Here is a 20,535-nt window from a genome sequence, read left to right as displayed (position 1 = left end):
TTGCAGCCCAGGCACATGACGAGGGGCGCATCCGTCATCGGATGCGCCCCTTACGTACGTCGATTGCTCAGCCTGCGAGTGCTCAGCCTGCGAGGCAGGACGGACCCAGCAGCACCTTCAGATCGCCGAACAGTGCCGGATCCGGCTTCACCCGGTGCCGGTCCAGCCGCAGCACGGTCGTCTTGGTCGGCCCCTGGAGCTTGATGCGCACCTCGCTGTCGCCCTTGTGGTGACTGAGGATCTCGCCGAGCCGGCTGACCATGGGCGGGGTGACCCTCGTCGCCGGGATGGTGAGCACTACGGGCGCATTGGTGCCCGCGTTCGACAGGTCGGGAATCATCAGCTCCATCGCGACCAGGCGCGGCACGTCCTCACGCTTGTCGAGGCGTCCCTTGACGAACACCACGGCGTCCTCGACGAGTTGGGTCGACACCAGCTGGTAGGTCGCCGGGAAGAACATGCACTCGATGGAGCCCGCGAGGTCCTCGACGGTGGCGATCGCCCAGGCGTTGCCCTGCTTGGTCATCTTGCGCTGGAGGCCCGAGATGATGCCGCCGATGGTGACGACCGCGCCGTCCGCGTGCTCACCGCCGGTGAGCTGGGCGATGCCCGCGTCGGCCTTGTCCGACAGTACGTGCTCCAGGCCGAAGAGCGGGTGGTCGGAGACGTACAGGCCGAGCATCTCCCGCTCCTGGGCGAGGAGATAGGTCTTGTCCCACTCCTCGGTGGAGAACTCCACGTCGAGCCCGAACCCGGGCTCGCTGGTGTCGTCCTCGCCCATGCCGCCGAAGAGGTCGAACTGACCCTCGGCCTCCTTGCGCTTGACCGCGACCACGTTGTCGATCATCGGCTCGTACTGCGCCATCAGTCCCTTGCGGGTGTGGCCCATCGAGTCGAAGGCGCCGGCCTTGATCAGCGATTCCGTCGTGCGCTTGTTGCAGACGACCGCCTCGACCTTGTCGAGGTAGTCGGGGAACGAGGCGTACTTCCCCTTGGCCTTGCGGCACTTGATGATCGACTCGACGACGTTGGTGCCGACGTTGCGCACGGCGGACAGGCCGAAGAGGATCACGTCGTCGCCCTGCGCGGCGAAGTTGGACTCGGACTCGTTGACGTTCGGCGGGAGCACCCTGATGCCCATGCGGCGGCACTCGTTGAGGTAGACCGCCGACTTGTCCTTGTCGTCCTTGACCGAGGTGAGCAGGGCGGCCATGTACTCGGCGGGGTGGTTCGCCTTCAGGTACGCGGTCCAGTACGAGACCAGTCCGTACGCCGCGGAGTGCGCCTTGTTGAAGGCGTAGCCGGCGAACGGGACCAGCACGTCCCACAGCGCCTGGATCGCTTCGTCGCTGTAGCCGTTCTTGCGGGCACCGCCCTGGAAGATGACGAAGTTCTTCTCCAGCTCCTCGGGCTTCTTCTTGCCCATCACGCGGCGGAGGATGTCGGCCTCGCCGAGCGAGTAGCCCGCGATGATCTGGGCGGCCTTCTGCACCTGCTCCTGGTAGACGATCAGGCCGTAGGTGACGTCCAGGACCTCCTTGAGCGGCTCCTCCAGCTCGGGGTGGATCGGCGTGATCTCCTGCTGGCCGTTCTTGCGCAGCGCGTAGTTCGTGTGGGAGTTCATGCCCATCGGGCCCGGGCGGTACAGGGCCGACACGGCGGAGATGTCCTCGAAGTTGTCCGGCTTCATCAGCCGCAGCAGCGAGCGCATCGGGCCACCGTCGAACTGGAAGACGCCGAGGGTGTCGCCGCGCTGGAGCAGGTCGAAGGTCGTGGGGTCGTCCAGCGGCAGCGACAGCAGATCGATGTCGAGGCCCTTGTTGGCCTTCACCATCTTGACGGCGTCGTCCATGATGGTCAGGTTGCGCAGGCCCAGGAAGTCCATCTTCAGCAGGCCGAGCGACTCACAGCTCGGGTAGTCCCACTGCGTGATGGTCACGCCGTCGGTGTGCCTGACCCAGACGGGGACGTGATCGGTGATGGTCTCGCTGGACATGATCACGCCGGCCGCGTGCACACCCATCTGCCGGACCAGGCCCTCGACGCCCTTGGCGGTGTCGATGACCTTCTTGACATCGGGCTCGTTCTCGTACATCGCCCGGATCTCGCCCGCCTCCGAATAGCGCGGGTGCTGCGGGTCGGTGATGCCGGAGAGCGGGATGCCCTTGCCCAGGACGTCGGCGGGCATGGCCTTGGTGAGGCGGTCGCCCATCGCGTACGGGTAGCCCAGCACGCGCGCGGAGTCCTTGATCGCGTTCTTGGCCTTGATGGTGCCGTACGTGCCGATCATGGCGACCTTGTCGGCGCCGTACTTCTCGGTCACGTACCTGATCACCTCGACGCGCCGACGCTCGTCGAAGTCGATGTCGACATCGGGCATCGAGATGCGCTCGGGGTTGAGGAACCGCTCGAAGATCAGGCCGTGCGGGATCGGGTCGAGGTCGGTGATGCCCATGGCGTAGGCGACGATCGAGCCGGCCGCGGAGCCTCGGCCGGGGCCGACCGCGATGCCCTGCTTCTTGGCCCACATGATGAAGTCGGCGACCACGAGGAAGTAGCCGGGGAAGCCCATCGAGATGATGACGTCCATCTCGTACTCGGCCTGCTTCTGGCGGTCCTCGGGGACGCCGCCCGGGTAGCGGCGCTCCATGCCGCGGCGGACCTCCTCCTGGAACCAGGTGACCTCGGTGTAGCCCTCGGGGATGTCGAACTTGGGCATGAGGTCGCGCTTCTCGAACATGCCGGTGGTGTCGACCATCTCGGCGACGAGGAGCGTGTTGGCGCAGCCCTCCTGCCAGGCGTCCGAGGAGTCGATGGCGTACATCTCGTCCGTGGACTTCAGGTAGTAGCCGGTGCCGTCGAACTTGAAGCGGTCGGGGTCGGAGAGGTTCTTGCCGGTCTGGATGCACAGCAGGGCGTCGTGCGCCCCCGCCTCGTGGGCGTACGTGTAGTGCGAGTCGTTGGTGACCAGCGGGGGGATGCCGAGCTTCTTGCCGATCTCCAGGAGGCCGTCGCGGACCCGGCGCTCGATCTCGATGCCGTGGTCCATCAGTTCCAGGAAGTAGCGGTCCTTGCCGAAGATGTCCTGGTAGTCGGCGGCCGCCTTCAGGGCCTCGTCGAAGTGACCGAGGCGCAGCCGGGTCTGGACCTCGCCGGAGGGGCAGCCGGTGGAGGCGACGATCCCCTCGGACCACTGGGAGATGGTCTCCTTGTCCATCCGGGGCCACTTCTGCAGCCAGCCCTCGGCGTACGCGTCGGAGGAGAGCCGGAAGAGGTTGTGCAGGCCCGTCTCGTTCACGGCCCACATCGTCTTGTGGGTGTAACCACCCGAACCGGAGACGTCGTCCCGCTTCTGGTGCGGCTGGCCCCACTGGATCTTGCGCTTGTTGCGCCGGGACTCGGGGGCGACATAGGCCTCGATCCCGATGATCGGGGTGATTCCGGCCTTCTTCGCGGAGTGGAAGAAGTCGTACGCCCCGTGGAGGTTGCCGTGGTCGGACATGGCGATGTGCGTCATGCCCATTTCGGTGCAGGCGTTGAACATGTCCTTCAGCCGCGCGGCACCGTCCAGCAGTGAGTACTGGGTGTGGACGTGCAGGTGCGTGAACGGCGGCTTTGACACGGCTGCGGCCTCCAAGGAAAACATACGTCGACGGGGGTCCGACAGGCTGCGGACAGTCTGGGGGACAGCGTCGAAGTCTATGCCTCGGCACTGACATTCTGCGGGCACTCCCGCGTACCTTCGAACGTTGGAAGATGGGCGGGTGATCCGTGCCACGGGCATGGACCATCCGTCTCACAGGTCACGTACCACCCCGCACCAGGAGGCACCCAGCGATGTCGTTCCCGCAGCTCAATGACGAGCAACGCGGCGAGGAGATCCTCGCCGTCTTCGACACCGCGTTCGGCGAGCTCCTCGCCGCCGACCCGGCCGCGTTCCGCGTGAAGTTCCGGAAGATGGCGGCCTCGGCCTTCGCCTTCTACCGGGGCACGGCGTGCCTCTTCTACCACGACCTCGACGCGGAGAAGCGCGGCGGTCCGTACCTGGACGAGCGCACCTCGCGCGTGTGGATCCACGGCGACCTGCACGCGGAGAACTTCGGCACGTACATGGACTCGACCGGCCGTCTGATCTTCAACGTCAACGACTTCGACGAGGCCTACGTCGGCCCCTTCACCTGGGACCTGAAGCGCTTCGCCGCCTCCATCGCACTCGTCGGGTACGCGAAGGCACTCAGCGACGAGCAGATCACCGAGCTGGTGAAGATCTACGCGGCCGCCTACCGTGAGCGCATCCACGCCCTGGCCACGGGCGCCAAGAGCGACGAGGTGCCGCCCTTCACCCTGGACACCGCCGAGGGCCCGCTGCTCGACGCCCTGCGCGACGCCCGCTCGCTGACCCGGTTCGGGCTGCTGGAGTCGATGACCGAGATCCGCGACTTCGAGCGCCGGTTCGCTCCCGGCGGCGGCTCCATCGAGCTCGACGCGGCCACGCGCTACAAGGTGCTGGCCGCCTTCGACGGCTACCTGGAGACGCTGCCGGAGTCCTCGCTGGCCCGCCCGGACTCGTACCGGGTGAAGGACGTCGTCGGCCGCCGCGGCATCGGCATCGGCTCGGCCGGTCTGCCGTCGTACAACATCCTGCTGGAGGGCAACAGCGACGCCCTCGAGAACGACGTCGTGATCTACGTCAAGCAGGCCCAGACCCCGGCCGCCTCCCGGCACATCACCGACCCTGCGATCCGGGAGTACTTCCAGCACGAGGGCCACCGCACGGTCATCTCCCAGCGCGCGCTCCAGGCGCACGCCGACCCGTGGCTGGGCTGGACCGAGCTGGACGGCGCGGGCCAGCTGGTCGCCGAGGTGTCGCCGTACGCCGTCGATCTCGACTGGGGCGACATCGATGACCCGGAGGAGATCGCCGCGGTCGTCGCCGACCTGGGCCGGGCGACGGCCACGATGCACTCCGCGGCGGACGACGAAAGCGGCCACTCGGACCTGGTGCCGTTCTCCACGGAGCGGGCCATCGACGCGGCCATCGCCTCCGACGAGGAGGGCCTCACGCCGCTTCTGGTCGACTTCGCGCACAGCTACGGCGCACGCGCGCGTGCCGACCACCAGATCTTCGTGGATCTGTTCCGCAACGGCCGGATCCCCGGTCTGTGACCGAACACCGACCCCCCACCCGTTTCACAGGGACCCTTTAGGAGTCCCTTACAGGAGTCCGTGACACACTCTCTCCGCTATGGACATATCCGGGACACAGCTCAGAGCCGTACGCGCGGCGCTGTTCACGGCCTTGGTCGTGACCCTCAGCACCGCGTCGCACGTGCTGCTGTCCCGGGTCCCGCTGCCGGTGGGCACGGTGGCGGCGATCACCGCCACCGTGTTCGTGATCGCGTACGCGCTGGCCGGCCGTGAGCGCGGTTTCGGCCGGATCGCCGCCCTGCTGATCCCGCTGGAACTGGCCGCCGACACGGTGTTCACCGCCGGCCAGCACGCCTGCTACGGCCGGGCGGGCGGCCCTGTCGCGGGCCCGCTGCGCTCGGTCGGCCTGGACGTGCTGTGCGGCGGCGAGGTGGGCGCCCCGCTGGCCCGCATGGCCGGCACCACCGGCACGGACCGGGTCGCCGCCCTGCTCGCGGACGCCCACCCGGAGACGGCCTGGCTGCTGCTCGGCACGCACGTCGGCGTGGGGCTGCTGGCGGCGGCCTGGCTGAGCCGCGGCGAGCGTGCGCTGGCCCAGCTGCTGTGCGCCACGGCCGCGACCACCTTCCGCCCGCTGCTGCTGGCGGTCGCCGCGGTGACGGTACGGCGCGCCCCGGCGGCGCCCCGGCTGCCCCGTCCCACCCGCCGTACGGCCACCGCCCGCGACCTGCTTCTCGCCCACTCCCTGGGACGGCGTGGACCGCCGTGCCCGGCCGCCGTCGCCTGAGCGAAGCCTTCCTTCGTTCCCGGCGACAGCCTCCGAGCACGACCCACCCACACGTAACCCGCGTACGACATGTGCGCATCCCCCAGGGAGATCACCACCATGAGCAAGCGCAACAGCCAGGCGGCGAAGACGGCGGCCCGGGAGCGGCTGCGCATCGAGCGTGAGCGCGAGGCCGAGCGCGCCAAGGTCAGGCGGCAGATCATCGTCGCCTGCTCGGTCGTCGGCGTCCTCGCGGTAGCCGGCGGCATCGGCTACGCCGTCGTCCAGACCAACCAGCCCACCAAGTGGGAGGAGGCCTCCGACGCGAAGGTGGTCGCTCCCGCCAACAGCTCCGGCAAGGACGGCACCACGGTCCTCATCGGCGACTCCAAGACGGACAACGTCGTCCACCTCTACGAGGACCCGCGCTGCCCGGCCTGTGCCTCCTTCGAGCAGACGGTCGGCGAGACCGTCAACAAGGGCATGGAGGACGGCGACTACAAGCTCTCCTTCACTCTCGGTACCTTCCTGGACGGCAACCTCAGCGGGGAGGGTTCGAAGAACGCGCTGAGCGCCCTCGGCGCCGCGCTGAACGTCAGCCCCGAGGCGTTCCTGGACTACAAGGCGGCGCTGTACTCGGCGGAGTACCACCCCGAGGAGTCCAGCGACGAGTTCGCCGAGGACGACTACCTGATCAAGGTGTCGAACACGGTCGACGCGCTGAAGAACAACAAGAAGTTCCAGGACGCCGTCGAGAAGGGCACCTACGACGCCTGGGCGATGAAGATGAGCAAGACCTTCGACGACACCGAGGACGTCAAGTCGACTCCGACCATCAAGATCAACGACAAGGTGATCGAGAACCCGAGCACCGTCGCAGAGTGGGAGACGGCGCTCAAGGACGCGGGCGTCACGAAGTAACACTCCGTCAGGCGGTAACGTCGTACGGAAGCATGACGAAAGAGCGGGCGAACTCTTCCGGGTTCGCCCGCTCTTCGCGTCCCCGTCCCTTACCGAAGTCACTACCGATCAGTAATCTGATCGCCCGTGACCAGTCGCCACAGATCCCTCACAAGCCCCAACGTCCCCGCTCCGCGCCGCCGTACGGTCGTCAAGGCCGCCGCGACCGGAGCCGTCCTCGCCGCTCCACTGGCCGGCGCCCTGCCCGCCCGCGCGGCCACCGAGGCCCCCGCCTTCCTGCACGGCGTCGCCTCCGGCGACCCCCTTCCCGACGGCATCCTGCTGTGGACCCGCGTGACCCCCACCGCGGAGGCGATACCCGGCTCCGGACTCGGTCCGGACGTCCGGGTGAGCTGGGTCGTGGCCAGGGACAAGTCGTTCACGAACGTCGTCGCCAAGGGCTCCACCACCGCGACCGCCGCCACCGACCACACCGTCAAGGCGGACATCCGCGGCCTCGCGCCCGCCACCGACTACTGGTTCCGCTTCTCGGCGGGCGGCACCGACTCCCCCGCGGGACGCACCCGTACGGCCCCCGCCGCCGACGCGGCCGTCGCGGGCCTGCGTTTCGGCGTGGTCTCCTGCGCCAACTGGGAGGCCGGCTACTTCGCCGCGTACCGCCACCTCGCGGCCCGCGGTGACCTGGACGCCTGGCTGCACCTCGGCGACTACATCTACGAGTACGGCACCGGTGAGTACGGCACGCGCGGCACCGTCGTACGATCGCACGCCCCCGCCCACGAGATCCTCACCCTCGCCGACTACCGCACCCGGCACGGCCGTTACAAGACCGACCCCGACCTCCAGGCACTGCACGCCGCGGCCCCGGTCGTCGCGATCTGGGACGACCACGAGATCGCCAACGACACCTGGTCGGGCGGCGCCGAGAACCACACCGAGGGCGCCGAGGGCGCCTGGGTCGCACGCCAGGCGGCCGCCAAGCAGGCCTACTTCGAGTGGATGCCGGTGCGCCCGGCCATCGCCGGCACGACCTACCGCCGGCTGCGCTTCGGCAAGCTCGCCGACCTCTCCCTGCTCGACCTGCGCTCCTTCCGCTCGCAGCAGGCCTCCGTCGGCAACGGCGACGTGGACGACCCGGACCGTACGCTCACCGGGCGCGCCCAACTGGACTGGCTGAAGGCCGGGCTGGCGTCCTCCGACACCACCTGGCGGCTGGTCGGCAACGCGGTGATGATCTCGCCGTTCGCGATCGGCTCGCTCTCCGCGGAGTTGCTGAAGCCGCTCGCCAAGCTGCTCGGGCTGCCCCAGGAGGGCCTCGCCCTCAACACCGACCAGTGGGACGGCTACACCGACGACCGCCGCGAACTCCTCGCGCACCTCCGCTCGAACGCGATCCGCAACACCGTCTTCCTCACCGGCGACATCCACATGTCGTGGGCCAACGACGTGCCGGTGAACGCCGGTACGTATCCGCTGTCGGCCTCGGCCGCCACGGAGTTCGTCGTCACCTCGGTCACGTCCGACAACCTCGACGACCTGGTGAACGTCCCCCAGGGCACCGTTTCCACCGTCGCCGCGCCGGTCATCCGCGCGGCCAACCGGCATGTCCACTGGGTCGACACCGACCGCCACGGCTACGGCGTCCTGGACATCACCGCCGACCGCGCACAGATGGACTACTACGTCCTCTCCGACCGCACGAAGGCCGACGCGACCTCGTCCTGGAGCCGCTCGTACCGCACGCTCAGCGGCACGCAGAAGGTCGAGCGGACGTACGACCCGGTGTAACGGCCCCCGGTTGGGCGCCCTTTACAAGCTGTCGAGGAAGCCGAGCGCCACCCGCCAGGTGGCCTCGGCGGCCTCCTCGTCGTAGTCGGGCAGTTCAGGATCGGTGTACAGGTGCCCGGCCCCGGCGTATCTGTAGACCTCCACATCGGCCCCCGCTCTGCCCATCTGCAGATACCAGGCGCTCAACCAGTCGTCCGTCTCGAACGGATCCGGCTCGGCGACATGCAACTGGACCGGGAGGTCGTCCACGGACGTGTTCGGCGCGAGGTCCGACGTGCCGTGCAGGAGCAGCAGGCCGCGCGCCTTCTCGTCGCCCAGCGCAAGCGTCTGCGCGATGGAGGCGCCGAGCGAGAACCCGGCGTACACCAGCCCCCGTTCGGAATAGGGCGCGGCGGCCAGCACGGCACGTCTGAGCAGTTCGTCCTTGCCGATCTCCTCCTTGAACGCCATGCCGTCCTCGACCGTCTCGAACGTCCGCCCGTCGAAGAGGTCCGGTGTCCACACCTCGTGACCGGCCGAGCGCAGCCGGTCCGCCGCGGCGCGCACCGCGGGTCTGAGGCCGTAGGTCGAGTGAAACAGCATGATGTTCATGAGGCCATGGTGCCAGCCGGGTACGACAACGCCGCTCCGGGCACTGCCCAGAACAGCGCTGAAATCACATGTTCAGGCCCCGCCTCGGCCGGTTACGTTCGTGGGCATGGAGAACATACTCCGCCCGCTGATCGTGGTCGGCGGCTCGGTCCTGCTCACGCTGCTGATCGGCTGGGCCACCGACCGGCTGCTGCGCAAGGCCGACGAACGGCACCCGGAGACCCCGTTGTGGGGTCTGCTGCGCCGCGGCCGCATCCCCTACCAGCTCGTGCTGTGCGCGGCGCTGCTGAGAGCGTCGTACGACTCGGCGCAGCTGCTCCAGGACTACCGGGTCGGCATCGGCCGTGCCCTGACGCTGGTCCTGATCGGGTCGGCGGCGTGGCTGGTGATCCGGATCGCGGCGGCGGTCGTCGAGACGTCGTACACGCGCTACGCCAGCTCCCGCGCCCAGCGCGACCCGGCCCGGGTCCGCCGGGTGCGCACCCAGGTGACGCTGATCATGCGGGTGGTCGCGGCGATCGTGGGCGTGGTGGCCATCGCCGCGATGCTGCTGACGTTCCCCGCGTTCCGCGCGGCGGGCGCCTCGCTGCTGGCCTCGGCGGGCATCCTCGGCATCGTCGCCGGTGTGGCGGCGCAGTCCACGCTGAGCAACCTGTTCGCGGGGCTGCAGATCGCGTTCGGCGACATGGTGCGCCTCGGCGACACGGTCGTGGTGGACGGCGAGTGGGGCACGGTCGAGGAGATCACCCTGACGTACCTCACGGTCCGTACGTGGGACGAACGCCGCATCACCATGCCGGTCTCCTACTTCACGTCGAAGCCCTTCGAGAACTGGTCCCGCGGCACCCCCCAGATGACCGGCATCGTCTACTGGCACCTCGACCACACGGCTCCGGTCGACGCGATGCGCGAGAAGCTCCGCGACATCCTGCGCGAGTGCCCGGCCTGGGACGGCCGCCACTACGGACTGGACGTCACGGACACCACTCCCAACACCATGGAGGTACGGGCCCTGGTGACCGCGAAGGACGCGGACGACGTCTGGACGGTACGGGTCACGGTCCGCGAACAGATGATCGGCTGGCTGGTCCGCCACCACCCGTACGCCCTGCCCCGCGTCAACACGGCGGACGCGATCCTGCCCCCCGGCTCGAACGGCAACCGCCGCTCCCCCGACGGCGCGGCGCAACGCCGAGCGGTGGACACCCCGAGGCCGGAACGAGGCTGACGAAGGGCTACAGCCGAAGGAAGCCGCCGACGGCCAGCCCCACCCACGCGGGGGTCATCCGTACGTCTCCTCGCGGACCTGGTCCAGGGCCTTCTGCAGGTCGGCGGGGTAGTCGCAGGCGAACTCGACCCACTGGCCGTCCCCGGGGTGCTCGAAACCGAGGCGTACGGCGTGCAGCCACTGGCGGGTCAGGTGCAGCCGCTTGGCGAGCGTCGGGTCGGCGCCGTACGTCAGGTCGCCGACGCAGGGGTGGCGGTGGGCGGCCATGTGGACGCGGATCTGGTGCGTGCGGCCGGTCTCCAGCTTCACGTCGAGCAGGGAGGCCGCGCGGAACGCCTCGATCAGGTCGTAGTGCGTGACGGACGGCTTGCCGTCGGCCGTGACCGCCCACTTGTAGTCGTGATTCGGATGGCGGCCGATGGGCGCGTCGATGGTGCCGCTGGTCGGGTCGGGGTGGCCCTGCACCAGGGTGTGGTAGCGCTTGTCGACCGTGCGCTCCTTGAACTGGCGCTTGAGCGAGGTGTACGCGCGCTCGGACTTGGCGACCACCATCAGTCCCGACGTACCGACGTCGAGCCGGTGCACGATGCCCTGCCGCTCCGCGGCACCCGACGTCGAGATCCGGTAGCCGGCCGCCGCCAGCCCGCCGATGACCGTCGGCCCGGACCAGCCCGGACTCGGATGCGCCGCCACGCCCACCGGCTTCACGATCACGACCACGTCATCGTCGTCGTGCACGATCTCCATGCCCTCGACCGGCTCGGCCACCACCTGCACCGGCGCGGGCGCCTGCGGCATCTCGACCTCGAGCCAGGCGCCGCCTCGCACCCGCTCGGACTTGCCCACCACCGAGCCGTCGACCGTGACCTTCCCCGCCGCTGCCAGCTCGGCGGCCTTGGTACGGGAGAAACCGAACATGCGGGAGATGGCGGCGTCGACGCGCTCGCCCTCCAGGCCGTCCGGCACGGGCAGGGTACGGATCTCGGGAATCGTGCTCACCCGTCGAGTATGCCGGACGGGTCCGACACCGCCGTACGCCAGCCTGTCGGCCGGACCTCGGCCCTCAGTCCTTGTGGACGGTCCCGTCCGGGTCCAGACCCTTGAAGGACAGCAGCACGATCAGGATGCCGCCGCACACGATCGCCGAGTCGGCGAGGTTGAAGACGGCGAAGTGCTTGGGCGCGATGAAGTCGACGACCGCGCCCTGGAAGACGCCCGGCGAGCGGAAGATCCGGTCGGTGAGGTTGCCGAGCGCACCGCCGAGCAGCAGGCCGAGTGCGATCGCCCAGGGCAGGCTGTACAGCTTGCGGGCGAGCCGGGCGATCACGACGATCACGACTGCCGCGATCACCGTGAAGATGATCGTGAACGCCTGGCCGAAGCCGAACGCCGCGCCCGGGTTGCGGATGGCGTCCAACCTCAGCCAGTCCCCGAAGATCTCGATCGCGTCGTGGTGCTCCAGCTCGGCCACCACGATGATCTTGCTGATCAGGTCGAGGGCGTACGCGAACGCGGCGACCCCGAACAGCACGGCGATCCGCCGCTTGCCCCGGGGCCGTTCGGCCGGAGCCGACTGCTCATCCGCGCCGGAACCGCCGGCCGGGGTCTGTGCCGGCTCGGAGCCCGACCGCTCACCCGGCGCCGCGTCGTCGCCGGGCCGGTCCTGCTCGGCCCGCGCCGCGTCCGGGGTGTCCGGCGTACCGATGATGCGCTCCGCCTCTGCCACGTGAGTCCTTCAACCTAGGTACCTGACTGAGCACGAGGGTACGGCACGCCTCCCGTGCCACATGTGCCCAGGAGGCGTACGACGGTTCAGCCGGTACCGGTCAGTACCGGCGCTCCTGCTTCTGCTTGCACTCGACGCAGAGCGTGGCCCGTGGGAAGGCCTGCATCCTGGCCTTGCCGATGGGGTTGCCGCAGTTCTCGCACAGGCCGTACGTCCCTGTGTCGAGGCGCTGCAGGGCGCGCTCGGTCTGGGTGAGCATCTCGCGCGCGTTGGCTGCGAGCGCCAGTTCGTGCTCGCGCGTGATGTTCTTGGTGCCGGTGTCCGCCTGATCGTCGCCGGCGCCGTCACCGGAGTCCCGCATCAGACCGGCGAGGGACACCTCGGAGGAGGAGATCTCGGCGCGCAGCCGCTCCGCCTCGGACATCAGCTCCGCGCGGGCCTCCGCGACCTCTTCCGGGGTCCAGGGGTCCTCACCGGGGCGCACCGCCAGATCGCCCGGCTCCGCCGCGGCGATCCGTGCCTGGGGGACGGCGGTCTTCGCCGCCGTGGCCTGGCCAGGAGTCTTCTTCGCAACCACCGTCGTGGCTCCCGTCTGCTTCGCGGCCTGCGCCGCGCCCACCTTTTTGGCCGTGCTCTTCTTGCCCGCACGCTCAGCTCCCGCGGCCCCCACCACCGCCTCCTTCTCGCCCCCCACGACCTCGCCGGTCCCCTTCTCGGCAACCGCCTTTTCGGCGGCGGCCTCCTCGGCGGCCCCCTTCTGCCCGGCCGCCTTGTGGACGGTCCCCCTCTGGGCGGTCTCCTTCCTCGCGGCCGCCTCCCTGGCGTTCTTCTTCTCGCCGGCCGCCTTCCGGGCAGTCGCCTCCTCCGCGGACGTCTTCTGGGGGGTGGCTTTCTGGGCGGTCCCCTTGGGGGCAGCCACCTTCTGGGCAGTCGCCTGCTCCGCGGCCACCTTCTGGGCGGTGGCCCTCTGGGCCGTCTCCTTTGGAGCGGTCTCCTTCTTCGCGGTGGCCTTCTTCGCGGGCGCCTTCTTCGCGGCCACCTCCCCAGCGGGCTTCCTCTTCACAGCCGCCTTCCCGGCAGTCGCCTCCACCTCGGCCGACTTCTGCCCGGTGACCTTCTCCGCCGACACCCTCCTCGCGGCCACCTCCCCAGCGGGCTTCCTCTCCGCAGCCGCTCTCTGGACCGTCTTTTTCTCCGCGGCCCGCTTCTCAGCGACCCCTTCCTTGGCCACGGCCTCGTTCTTGGCAGCCGACTTCTTCGCCGGGGCCCTGTTGGCGGCTGCCTTCTTGGCGGCCGTCTTCGTCGCGGCGCCGGTCTGCTTGGCCTGGGCGCTCCCAGCGGCCCTCCCCTCAACCGGGGCCTCCTTGGCCGAGGCCTCCTCGGCGGCCCTCTTCTGGGCCCCCGTCTCCTTGGCCGCCCTCTTCTTGCCGACCCGCTTACCAGCCACCGCTTCCTGGGCCGCCGCATTCGCAGCCTGCGTTTCCTTCGCCGCCGTCTTCTTGACCGGCCGCTTCCCAGCCGCCGGTTCCTTGGCCGACCGCTTCCCAACCGCCGCTCCAGCCGCCGATCCCTTCGCCGCCGCCTCCCTGACCGACCGCTTCTCAGTCCCCGCCCTCCCAGTCACCGCCGTCTCAGCCGCCGCCCTCCCGGTCGGCGTCCGCTTCGTCTCCCCCTTCTCGGGCGGCTGCTTCGCAGCTGTCGCCGTGGCCTTCTTGGCAGGGGTTTTCCCACCGGCCGCCCTGGGAGCACGGGCCGTCGTATCAGCCGCCCCCCTTTCGGCCGCCTTCTTCCCACCCGCCCCCGCCCCGGCTCCGCCCCCCGCAGCACCCGTCGCCCCCGACCCCGCGCTCGCCCTGCCTACAGCCCCCCGCACCGTCTTCACTGCCTTGGCCACCGTCCGCCTCACGGTCGCCGCCTTCTGCGTGCTCTTCTCCCCGTCCACGTCCTTGGCCGCACCGCCGGAGGCACCCGTGGCGCGCGCGGTCCTCTCGGACCCCGACTGCTGTACGGCCGTCTTTTTCGCCACCATGGCCGCGGCCCCTTCACATATTGCGATTTTGCACGCGAATCGTGCTGGGACGATAAATCGACTTGAGTCCCGCGGCAACGGGGCATGCCACCCGATTCGCCCGCCCCGCGACCGCCACGCGGCCGGCATGCATGCGTTGTGCCCAGCTCCCCGCCGGGTAATCCGCCGAGTCGGGACATCCCCGGATCGAAAGCCGCGCACCTCACCATTCGGGTCATCTCACACATGCCACCGCCCCACCCCCGGCGCCGGAAATCCGGTCGGCCGCTGTCCCCCCGGAGCCGTACACTGGGCGGAGCGAGAAGCGTGGATGGGGACGAGTAGCGGCGTACGCAGCCCAGAGCGACCCGGGGACGGTGGAAGCCCGGGGGCGAGCGCGACGTGAAGATCACCCCGGAGCCGCCGGAAGAAAGCCGCAGGAAGCCCACCGCGGCGAGTAGAACCGGCATCGCGACCCCAATGAGGGGGCTCACCGAGGCACACCATGCGTCGGCGGGCCAAGGAGGGTGGTACCGCGGGAGCACGCCGAAAGCGGCGTAAGGAAAGACATGGCTCTCGTCCCTCCGGACGGAAGGCAGCAAGTCCGCCGGAGGAAGCTCGCAGATGACAACGCCGACGTACCGCCAGGTGCCCGCCCAGGTCGACCTGCCCGCCCTTGAGCACGCCGTGCTCGACTTCTGGCGCGAGCAGAAGATCTTCGCCAAGAGCCTGGAGCAGTCCGAGGGCCGCCCCGAGTGGGTGTTCTACGAAGGCCCGCCCACCGCCAACGGCATGCCGGGCGCCCACCACATCGAGGCGCGCGTCTTCAAGGACGTCTTCCCCCGCTTCCGCACCATGCGTGGCTACCACGTCGCCCGCAAGGCCGGCTGGGACTGCCACGGCCTCCCGGTGGAGCTGGCGGTCGAGAAGGAGCTCGGCTTCAGCGGCAAGCAGGACATCGAGGCGTACGGCATCGCCGAGTTCAACGCCAAGTGCCGCGAGTCGGTGACCCGCCACACCGACGCCTTCGAAGCGCTCACGACCCGCATGGGTTACTGGACCGACCTCAACGACCCGTACCGCACGATGGACCCCGAGTACATCGAGTCGGTCTGGTGGTCGCTCAAGGAGATCTTCAACAAGGGCCTGCTCGTCCAGGACCACCGTGTCGCCCCCTGGTGCCCCCGCTGCGGCACCGGCCTGTCCGACCACGAGCTGGCGCAGGGCTACGAGACGGTCGTCGACCCCTCCGTCTACGTCCGCTTCCCGCTCACCTCCGGCCCGCTGGCCGGCGAGGCCGCGCTCCTGGTGTGGACGACGACCCCCTGGACCCTGGTCTCCAACACGGCCGTCGCCGCCCACCCCGAGGTCACCTACGTCGTCGCGACAAACGGCGAGGAGAAGCTCGTCGTCGCCGAACCGCTCGTCGCCAAGGCGCTCGGTGAGGGCTGGGAGGCCACCGACCGGACCTTCACCGGCGCCGAGATGGAGCGCTGGTCGTATCAGCGCCCGTTCGAGCTGGTCGAGTTCCCGGCGGACGTGGACACCCACTTCGTGGTCAACGCCGACTACGTCACCACCGAGGACGGCACGGGGCTGGTCCACCAGTCCCCCGCCTTCGGTGAGGACGACCTCCGGGTCTGCCGCTCCTACGGCCTGCCCGTCGTTAACCCCGTCCGCCCGGACGGCACCTTCGAGGAGGACGTCCCCCTGGTCGGCGGCGTCTTCTTCAAGAAGGCCGACGAAAAGCTAACCGAGGACCTCGGCAACCGCGGCCTGCTCTTCAAGCACCTGCCGTACGAGCACAGCTACCCGCACTGCTGGCGCTGTCACACCGCGCTCCTCTACTACGCGCAGCCGTCCTGGTACATCCGCACCACGGCGATCAAGGACCGCCTCCTGGCGGAGAACGAGCGGACCAACTGGTACCCGGACACGGTCAAGCACGGCCGCTACGGCGACTGGCTGAACAACAACATCGACTGGGCCCTGTCCCGCAACCGCTACTGGGGCACCCCGCTGCCGATCTGGCGCTGCGAGGACGACCACCTCACGGTCGTCGGCTCCCGCGCCGAGCTCACCGAGCTCACCGGCACCGACCAGTCCGGCCTCGACCCGCACCGCCCGTTCATCGACGAGGTCACCTTCGCCTGCCCCCAGTGCGCCCAGACGGCCACGCGCGTGCCGGAGGTCATCGACGCCTGGTACGACTCGGGTTCGATGCCGTTCGCACAGTGGGGCTACCCGTACAAGAACAAGGACCTCTTCGAGTCCCGCTACCCGGCGCAGTTCATCAGCGAGGCCATCGACCAGACCCGCGGCTGGTTCTACACGCTGATGGCGGTCGGCACGCTGGTCTTCGACAAGTCCAGTTACGAGAACGTCGTCTGCCTCGGCCACATCCTCGCCGAGGACGGCCGGAAGATGTCCAAGCACCTGGGCAACATCCTCCAGCCGATCCCGCTGATGGACCAGCACGGCGCGGACGCGGTCCGCTGGTTCATGGCGGCCGGCGGCTCCCCGTGGGCGGCCCGCCGAGTCGGCCACGGCACCATCCAGGAGGTCGTCCGCAAGACGCTCCTGACGTACTGGAACACAGTCGCCTTCCAGGCCCTGTACGCCCGTACGTCCAACTGGGCCCCGTCCGAGGCCGACCCGGCCCCGGCCGACCGCCCGCTCCTGGACCGCTGGCTGCTGTCCGAACTGCACGCGCTGGCCGACCAGGTGACCCAGTCCCTGGAGGCGTACGACACCCAGCGCGCCGGCAAGCTGCTGTCGGCGTTCGTCGACGATCTGTCGAACTGGTACGTACGCCGCTCCCGGCGCCGCTTCTGGCAGGGCGACAAGGCGGCGCTGCGCACCCTGCACGAGGTCGTCGAGACGGTCACGAAGCTGATGGCGCCGCTGACCCCGTTCATCACCGAGCGGGTCTGGCAGGACCTGGTCGTGCCGGTCACGCCGGGCGCCCCGGAGTCGGTGCACCTGGCGGCGTGGCCGGAGGCGGACCTCACCGCCATCGACCCGGAGCTGTCGAAGCAGATGGTGCTGGTGCGCCGCCTGGTGGAGCTGGGCCGTGCCACGCGCGCGGAGTCGGGCGTCAAGACCCGCCAGCCGCTGAAGCGCGCGCTGATCGCGGCGACCGGCTTCGAGTCCCTGGACCGCGAACTGCACACGCAGATCACGGAGGAGCTGAACGTCGAGTCGCTCGCGTCGCTGAGCGAGGTCGGCGGCAGCCTGGTCGACACGACCGCGAAGGCCAACTTCCGCGCCCTGGGCAAGCGGTTCGGCAAGCGTGTCCAGGACGTGGCGAAGGCCATCGCGAACGCGGATGCGGCCGGGCTGTCCCTCGCCCTGCGCGAGGGCACGGCCTCGGTGGAGGTCGACGGCGAGACGATCACCCTGGCTCCCGACGAGGTGATCATCACGGAGACCCCGCGCGAGGGCTGGTCGGTGGCGTCCGACTCGGGCGCGACGGTCGCCCTCGACCTGGAGATCACGGAGGAACTCCGCCGCGCGGGCTTGGCCCGTGACGCGATCCGCCTGATCCAGGAGGCCCGCAAGAACAGCGGCCTCGACGTCGCCGACCGGATCACCCTGCGCTGGACGGCCACGGACCCGGCGGTCGTCGCGGCCCTGACCGAGCACGCGGAGCTGATCGCCGACGAGGTCCTCGCCCCGGACTTCGCCCAGGGCGAGGCCGACGACAGCTACGGCGACCCGTTCACCGACGAGTCCCTGACCCTGACGTTCCGCCTGCGCAAGGCATAGGCACGCGACTGGCGCAGCCTGCGGGCAGTCGCGCCTCCCCCAGTGCCTCAAGGGCCTGGGGAAGGCGCCCCGCCGGCGCCGGGCTGCGCACCCGCCCCCGCCCAGCCCCAACCCCGTGTCCTCGAAGGCCCGGGCCGCCAAGAAATCTTGGTCGGCCCGGGCCTTCGGCGTTGCGTACGTAGGACATCACACCCACGCCCGAACAAACACCGCAAACCCCGTGAATGCGCGCAGCAAAAGGGCGGGGCCCCGGATCAAAATCCGGGGCCCCGCCCTGAACGCTGCCGACGCCTACGCCGTACTACGAACCGTCAGTTGTCGTCCTCGTCGATGAGGAAGCCACGCATCGGCGACGGAGCCTGGCCCATGGGCGACGGCCCCTGCGGCCGGACCGGAGCCATCGGCTGGGTCATCGCCGGGGACATCTGCTGCTGACCGCCACCGTAGGAGGGCGCAGACGGAGCGGGCGCGCCGCCCATCGTCTGGTTGCCGCCGTACGACGGGGCGCTCGCACCGGCCGGGGCCATGGAAGGCGCCGGGGACGGCGGGAGCGACGCGGTAGCCGGGGTCCGCGGCGGGGCGAGCGAGTCGTCCGCCTGGGTCTCCAGCTGACGCAGCTGCGACTCCAGGTAGGACTTCAGCCGCGTGCGGTACTCGCGCTCGAAGCCGCGCAGGTCCTCGACCTTGCGCTCCAGCGTCGCGCGGGCGGACTCCAGGGAGCCCATCGCGACACGGTGCTTCTCCTGCGCGTCCCGCTCCAGCGCGTCGGCCTTGGCGCGCGCGTCGCGCTCCAGACCCTCGGCACGCGAACGCGCCTCACCGACGATCTTGTTGGCCTCCGAGCGGGCCTCGGCGATCGCCTGGTCGGCGGTCTGCTGGGCCAGCGAGAGGACACGGGCGGCGCTGTCGCCGCCGGGGCCGCCCTGACCGGGCATGCCGGGGCCACCCATCGGACCGCCCATGGGGCCCGGGCCCATCTGGCCCTGCATCGGCCCCTGGCCCATCGGACCCTGACCCATCGGACCCTGACCCATCGGACCCTGACCCATCGGGCCGGGACCCTGCGGACCCTGCCCACCGGGACCGGCGGGCAGCTGCGGTGCACCGCTCGGCAGCTGGGGCGGGCCACCCATGGGGCCACCCATCTGCTGCTGCGGCGGGCCCGATATGCCGGCGGGTACCGGGGCACCCGGACCGCGCATGCCCTGCTGCGGCATCCCGCCCTGCTGGGGCGGCATGCCACCCTGCTGCTGATCCTGCGGCTCCGGGGGCTTGCGCATGTTCTGCTGGTTCTGGGCAGCAGCACGCGTGGCCGCGGCCAGCTTGGCGCGCAGGTCCTCGTTCTCGCGGAGCAGGCGGGTCAGTTCGGCTTCGACCTCGTCGAGGAAGGCATCGACCTCGTCCTCGTCATAGCCTTCTCGGAGGCGGACGGTCGTGAACTGCTTGTTCCGCACGTCCTCGGGGGTCAACGGCATCTCTTCACCTCAACGTTGTCGTCGGCAGTCGGCAAGACCGTATCTGTCACATCGCTCACATCGCGCTCCGCACGAGCGTGATCAGGATGTAGACGATGATCATCAGTACGAAGAAGGACAGGTCGAGCGCCACGCCCCCGAGACGCAGCGGCGGAATGACCCGCCGCAGAAGCTTGAGCGGTGGATCAGTGACAGTGTAGGTGGCCTCCAGAACGACCACCATCGCCTTGCCGGGTTGCCACGAGCGGGCGAACTGGAAGACGTAGTCCATGACCAACCGGAAGATGAGCACGATGAGGAAGACCATCAGCGCGATGTAGAGAACCTGCAAGACCACGCTCATGACTGGTGCTTCCCTCTCCCCTGTTCCCTGTTTCGTGCGTTCATTCCGGTGGTGCGTCTCAGCTCTGGTTGAAGAACCCGCCCTCTGCGATGCGGGCCTTGTCCTCCGCCGTGACATCGACGTTAGCAGGCGACAACAGGAACACCTTCTGCGTCACCCGCTCGATGCTGCCGTGAAGACCAAACACCAAACCGGCCGCAAAGTCGACAAGTCGCTTGGCGTCTGTGTCGTCCATCTCAGTCAAGTTCATGATCACCGGAGTGCCTTCACGGAAGTGTTCCCCGATGGTACGGGCCTCGTTGTAGGTCCGCGGGTGAAGCGTGGTGATCCGGTAAGGCTCTCGTTCCGACACGACCTTGGGCATGATCACCGGTGCGTTCTTCTCCAGGCTTGCGCGTTCTTGTGTGATGGATGCCACGGGCGCGATGCGCGCCGGACGTCCCGATTCCGCGGGTAGCGAAGCGGAATGTGCGACCGGCTCGCGAGGCGCCGGAGGCTGCACCACCCGTACCGATTCTTCCCTTTGGGACTGATGTGCACCATGAGGCTGGTGCGACGGCTCGTGCCGCCGGTGGTCCCGCTCGGGCTCCGGGTCCAGTTCGGGTTCGAAGTCGTCGTCGGGGTCGAAACCCCGGCCGTCGTACCCATCGTCCTCCACGAGGCCGAGGTAGACCGCCATCTTGCGCATCGCGCCGGCCATTCTCTGAGTCCTCCGCTCTGTGGTGGATCGGCTGACGACTGCCAAGTGCCCGCGATCCACGAGGTCGTTACGC

General features: G+C 69.4%; 14 protein-coding genes. 6 read left to right on the top strand and 8 right to left on the bottom strand.

The genetic code is table 11. The annotated features are described in order from the left end of the window. Positions 1–82: 82 nt before the first annotated feature. On the bottom strand, positions 83–3,622 hold the full coding sequence (gene dnaE / locus ACKTSN_RS34155; RefSeq protein ID WP_409472644.1) for a DNA polymerase III subunit alpha: 3,540 nt from the start codon (positions 3,620–3,622) through the stop codon (positions 83–85). 215 nt (positions 3,623–3,837) lie between these two features. Between dnaE and ACKTSN_RS34150 the strand changes: the two genes are divergently transcribed. The 4 genes from ACKTSN_RS34150 to ACKTSN_RS34135 all read left to right on the top strand — a co-directional run bounded on the left by ACKTSN_RS34150 (position 3,838) and on the right by ACKTSN_RS34135 (position 8,623). Next, the gene (locus tag ACKTSN_RS34150; RefSeq protein ID WP_409472643.1) at positions 3,838–5,166 is read left to right on the top strand and encodes a DUF2252 domain-containing protein; all 1,329 of its coding nucleotides are present in this window, start codon (positions 3,838–3,840) and stop codon (positions 5,164–5,166) included. A 79-nt stretch (positions 5,167–5,245) separates the two neighbouring features. Then, positions 5,246–5,935, top strand: a complete 690-nt coding sequence (locus tag ACKTSN_RS34145; RefSeq protein ID WP_409472642.1) for a hypothetical protein — start codon at positions 5,246–5,248, stop codon at positions 5,933–5,935. 99 nt (positions 5,936–6,034) lie between these two features. Then, entirely contained in the window at positions 6,035–6,835 is an 801-nt protein-coding gene (locus ACKTSN_RS34140) for a DsbA family protein (RefSeq protein WP_409472641.1), read from the top strand. Positions 6,836–6,961: 126 nt separating this feature from the next. After that, positions 6,962–8,623, top strand: a complete 1,662-nt coding sequence (locus ACKTSN_RS34135) for an alkaline phosphatase D family protein (RefSeq protein ID WP_409472640.1) — start codon at positions 6,962–6,964, stop codon at positions 8,621–8,623. 21 nt (positions 8,624–8,644) lie between these two features. On the opposite strand, the gene ACKTSN_RS34130 is transcribed toward ACKTSN_RS34135, so the two are convergent. Continuing rightward, the gene (locus ACKTSN_RS34130; protein ID WP_385258635.1) at positions 8,645–9,214 is read right to left on the bottom strand and encodes a dienelactone hydrolase family protein; all 570 of its coding nucleotides are present in this window, start codon (positions 9,212–9,214) and stop codon (positions 8,645–8,647) included. Between the two features lie 106 nt (positions 9,215–9,320). Here ACKTSN_RS34130 and ACKTSN_RS34125 point away from each other — a divergent pair, with 106 nt between their 5' ends. Further along, positions 9,321–10,442, top strand: a complete 1,122-nt coding sequence (locus ACKTSN_RS34125; protein WP_409472639.1) for a mechanosensitive ion channel family protein — start codon at positions 9,321–9,323, stop codon at positions 10,440–10,442. A 54-nt stretch (positions 10,443–10,496) separates the two neighbouring features. Here the strand turns inward: ACKTSN_RS34125 and ACKTSN_RS34120 are convergent, their stop codons facing one another. The 3 genes from ACKTSN_RS34120 to ACKTSN_RS34110 all read right to left on the bottom strand — a co-directional run bounded on the left by ACKTSN_RS34120 (position 10,497) and on the right by ACKTSN_RS34110 (position 14,197). After that, complete coding sequence (locus ACKTSN_RS34120) at positions 10,497–11,441, bottom strand: RluA family pseudouridine synthase (protein ID WP_129797397.1); 945 nt, start codon at positions 11,439–11,441, stop codon at positions 10,497–10,499. Positions 11,442–11,505: 64 nt separating this feature from the next. Continuing rightward, positions 11,506–12,168 carry a signal peptidase II gene (gene lspA / locus ACKTSN_RS34115; protein WP_409472638.1) on the bottom strand — a complete coding sequence of 221 codons (663 nt, stop codon included), beginning with the start codon at positions 12,166–12,168 and terminating at the stop codon, positions 11,506–11,508. Positions 12,169–12,268: 100 nt separating this feature from the next. Next, on the bottom strand, positions 12,269–14,197 hold the full coding sequence (locus tag ACKTSN_RS34110) for a TraR/DksA C4-type zinc finger protein (protein ID WP_409472637.1): 1,929 nt from the start codon (positions 14,195–14,197) through the stop codon (positions 12,269–12,271). A gap of 603 nt (positions 14,198–14,800) precedes the next feature. Between ACKTSN_RS34110 and ileS the strand changes: the two genes are divergently transcribed. Next, positions 14,801–17,944: an isoleucine--tRNA ligase gene (gene ileS, locus ACKTSN_RS34105; protein ID WP_409472636.1), complete on the top strand. Its 3,144-nt coding sequence runs from the start codon at positions 14,801–14,803 to the stop codon at positions 17,942–17,944. A 311-nt stretch (positions 17,945–18,255) separates the two neighbouring features. Here ileS and ACKTSN_RS34100 read toward each other — a convergent pair whose 3' ends face one another. From ACKTSN_RS34100 to ACKTSN_RS34090, 3 genes are read right to left on the bottom strand one after another with little or no spacing between them, the layout of a single operon-like run. Continuing rightward, positions 18,256–19,419, bottom strand: coding sequence for a DivIVA domain-containing protein (locus ACKTSN_RS34100; protein WP_409472635.1), 1,164 nt, complete (start codon positions 19,417–19,419; stop codon positions 18,256–18,258). Between the two features lie 55 nt (positions 19,420–19,474). Beyond that, complete coding sequence (locus ACKTSN_RS34095; RefSeq protein ID WP_004001943.1) at positions 19,475–19,762, bottom strand: YggT family protein; 288 nt, start codon at positions 19,760–19,762, stop codon at positions 19,475–19,477. Positions 19,763–19,820: 58 nt separating this feature from the next. After that, positions 19,821–20,462: a cell division protein SepF gene (locus ACKTSN_RS34090; protein WP_129797403.1), complete on the bottom strand. Its 642-nt coding sequence runs from the start codon at positions 20,460–20,462 to the stop codon at positions 19,821–19,823. Between the last annotated feature and the right edge of the window lie 73 nt (positions 20,463–20,535).

Source organism: Streptomyces flavusporus, from assembly GCF_046267975.1.
Taxonomy (GTDB): domain Bacteria; phylum Actinomycetota; class Actinomycetes; order Streptomycetales; family Streptomycetaceae; genus Streptomyces; species Streptomyces flavusporus.
This window is presented reverse-complemented; position numbering and strand designations above follow the sequence as displayed.

What these genes read in the sequence shown, in the direction of transcription:
- ACKTSN_RS34090 (WP_129797403.1), bottom strand. Translation starts at nt 20,462, where the DNA reads ATGGCCGGCGCGATGCGCAAGATGGCGGTCTACCTCGGCCTCGTGGAG.
- ACKTSN_RS34140 (WP_409472641.1), top strand. Translation starts at nt 6,035, where the DNA reads ATGAGCAAGCGCAACAGCCAGGCGGCGAAGACGGCGGCCCGGGAGCGG.
- ACKTSN_RS34095 (WP_004001943.1), bottom strand. Translation starts at nt 19,762, where the DNA reads ATGAGCGTGGTCTTGCAGGTTCTCTACATCGCGCTGATGGTCTTCCTC.
- ACKTSN_RS34145 (WP_409472642.1), top strand. Translation starts at nt 5,246, where the DNA reads ATGGACATATCCGGGACACAGCTCAGAGCCGTACGCGCGGCGCTGTTC.
- ACKTSN_RS34150 (WP_409472643.1), top strand. Translation starts at nt 3,838, where the DNA reads ATGTCGTTCCCGCAGCTCAATGACGAGCAACGCGGCGAGGAGATCCTC.
- ACKTSN_RS34125 (WP_409472639.1), top strand. Translation starts at nt 9,321, where the DNA reads ATGGAGAACATACTCCGCCCGCTGATCGTGGTCGGCGGCTCGGTCCTG.
- ACKTSN_RS34100 (WP_409472635.1), bottom strand. Translation starts at nt 19,419, where the DNA reads ATGCCGTTGACCCCCGAGGACGTGCGGAACAAGCAGTTCACGACCGTC.
- ACKTSN_RS34110 (WP_409472637.1), bottom strand. Translation starts at nt 14,197, where the DNA reads ATGGTGGCGAAAAAGACGGCCGTACAGCAGTCGGGGTCCGAGAGGACC.
- ileS (WP_409472636.1), top strand. Translation starts at nt 14,801, where the DNA reads ATGACAACGCCGACGTACCGCCAGGTGCCCGCCCAGGTCGACCTGCCC.
- ACKTSN_RS34130 (WP_385258635.1), bottom strand. Translation starts at nt 9,214, where the DNA reads ATGAACATCATGCTGTTTCACTCGACCTACGGCCTCAGACCCGCGGTG.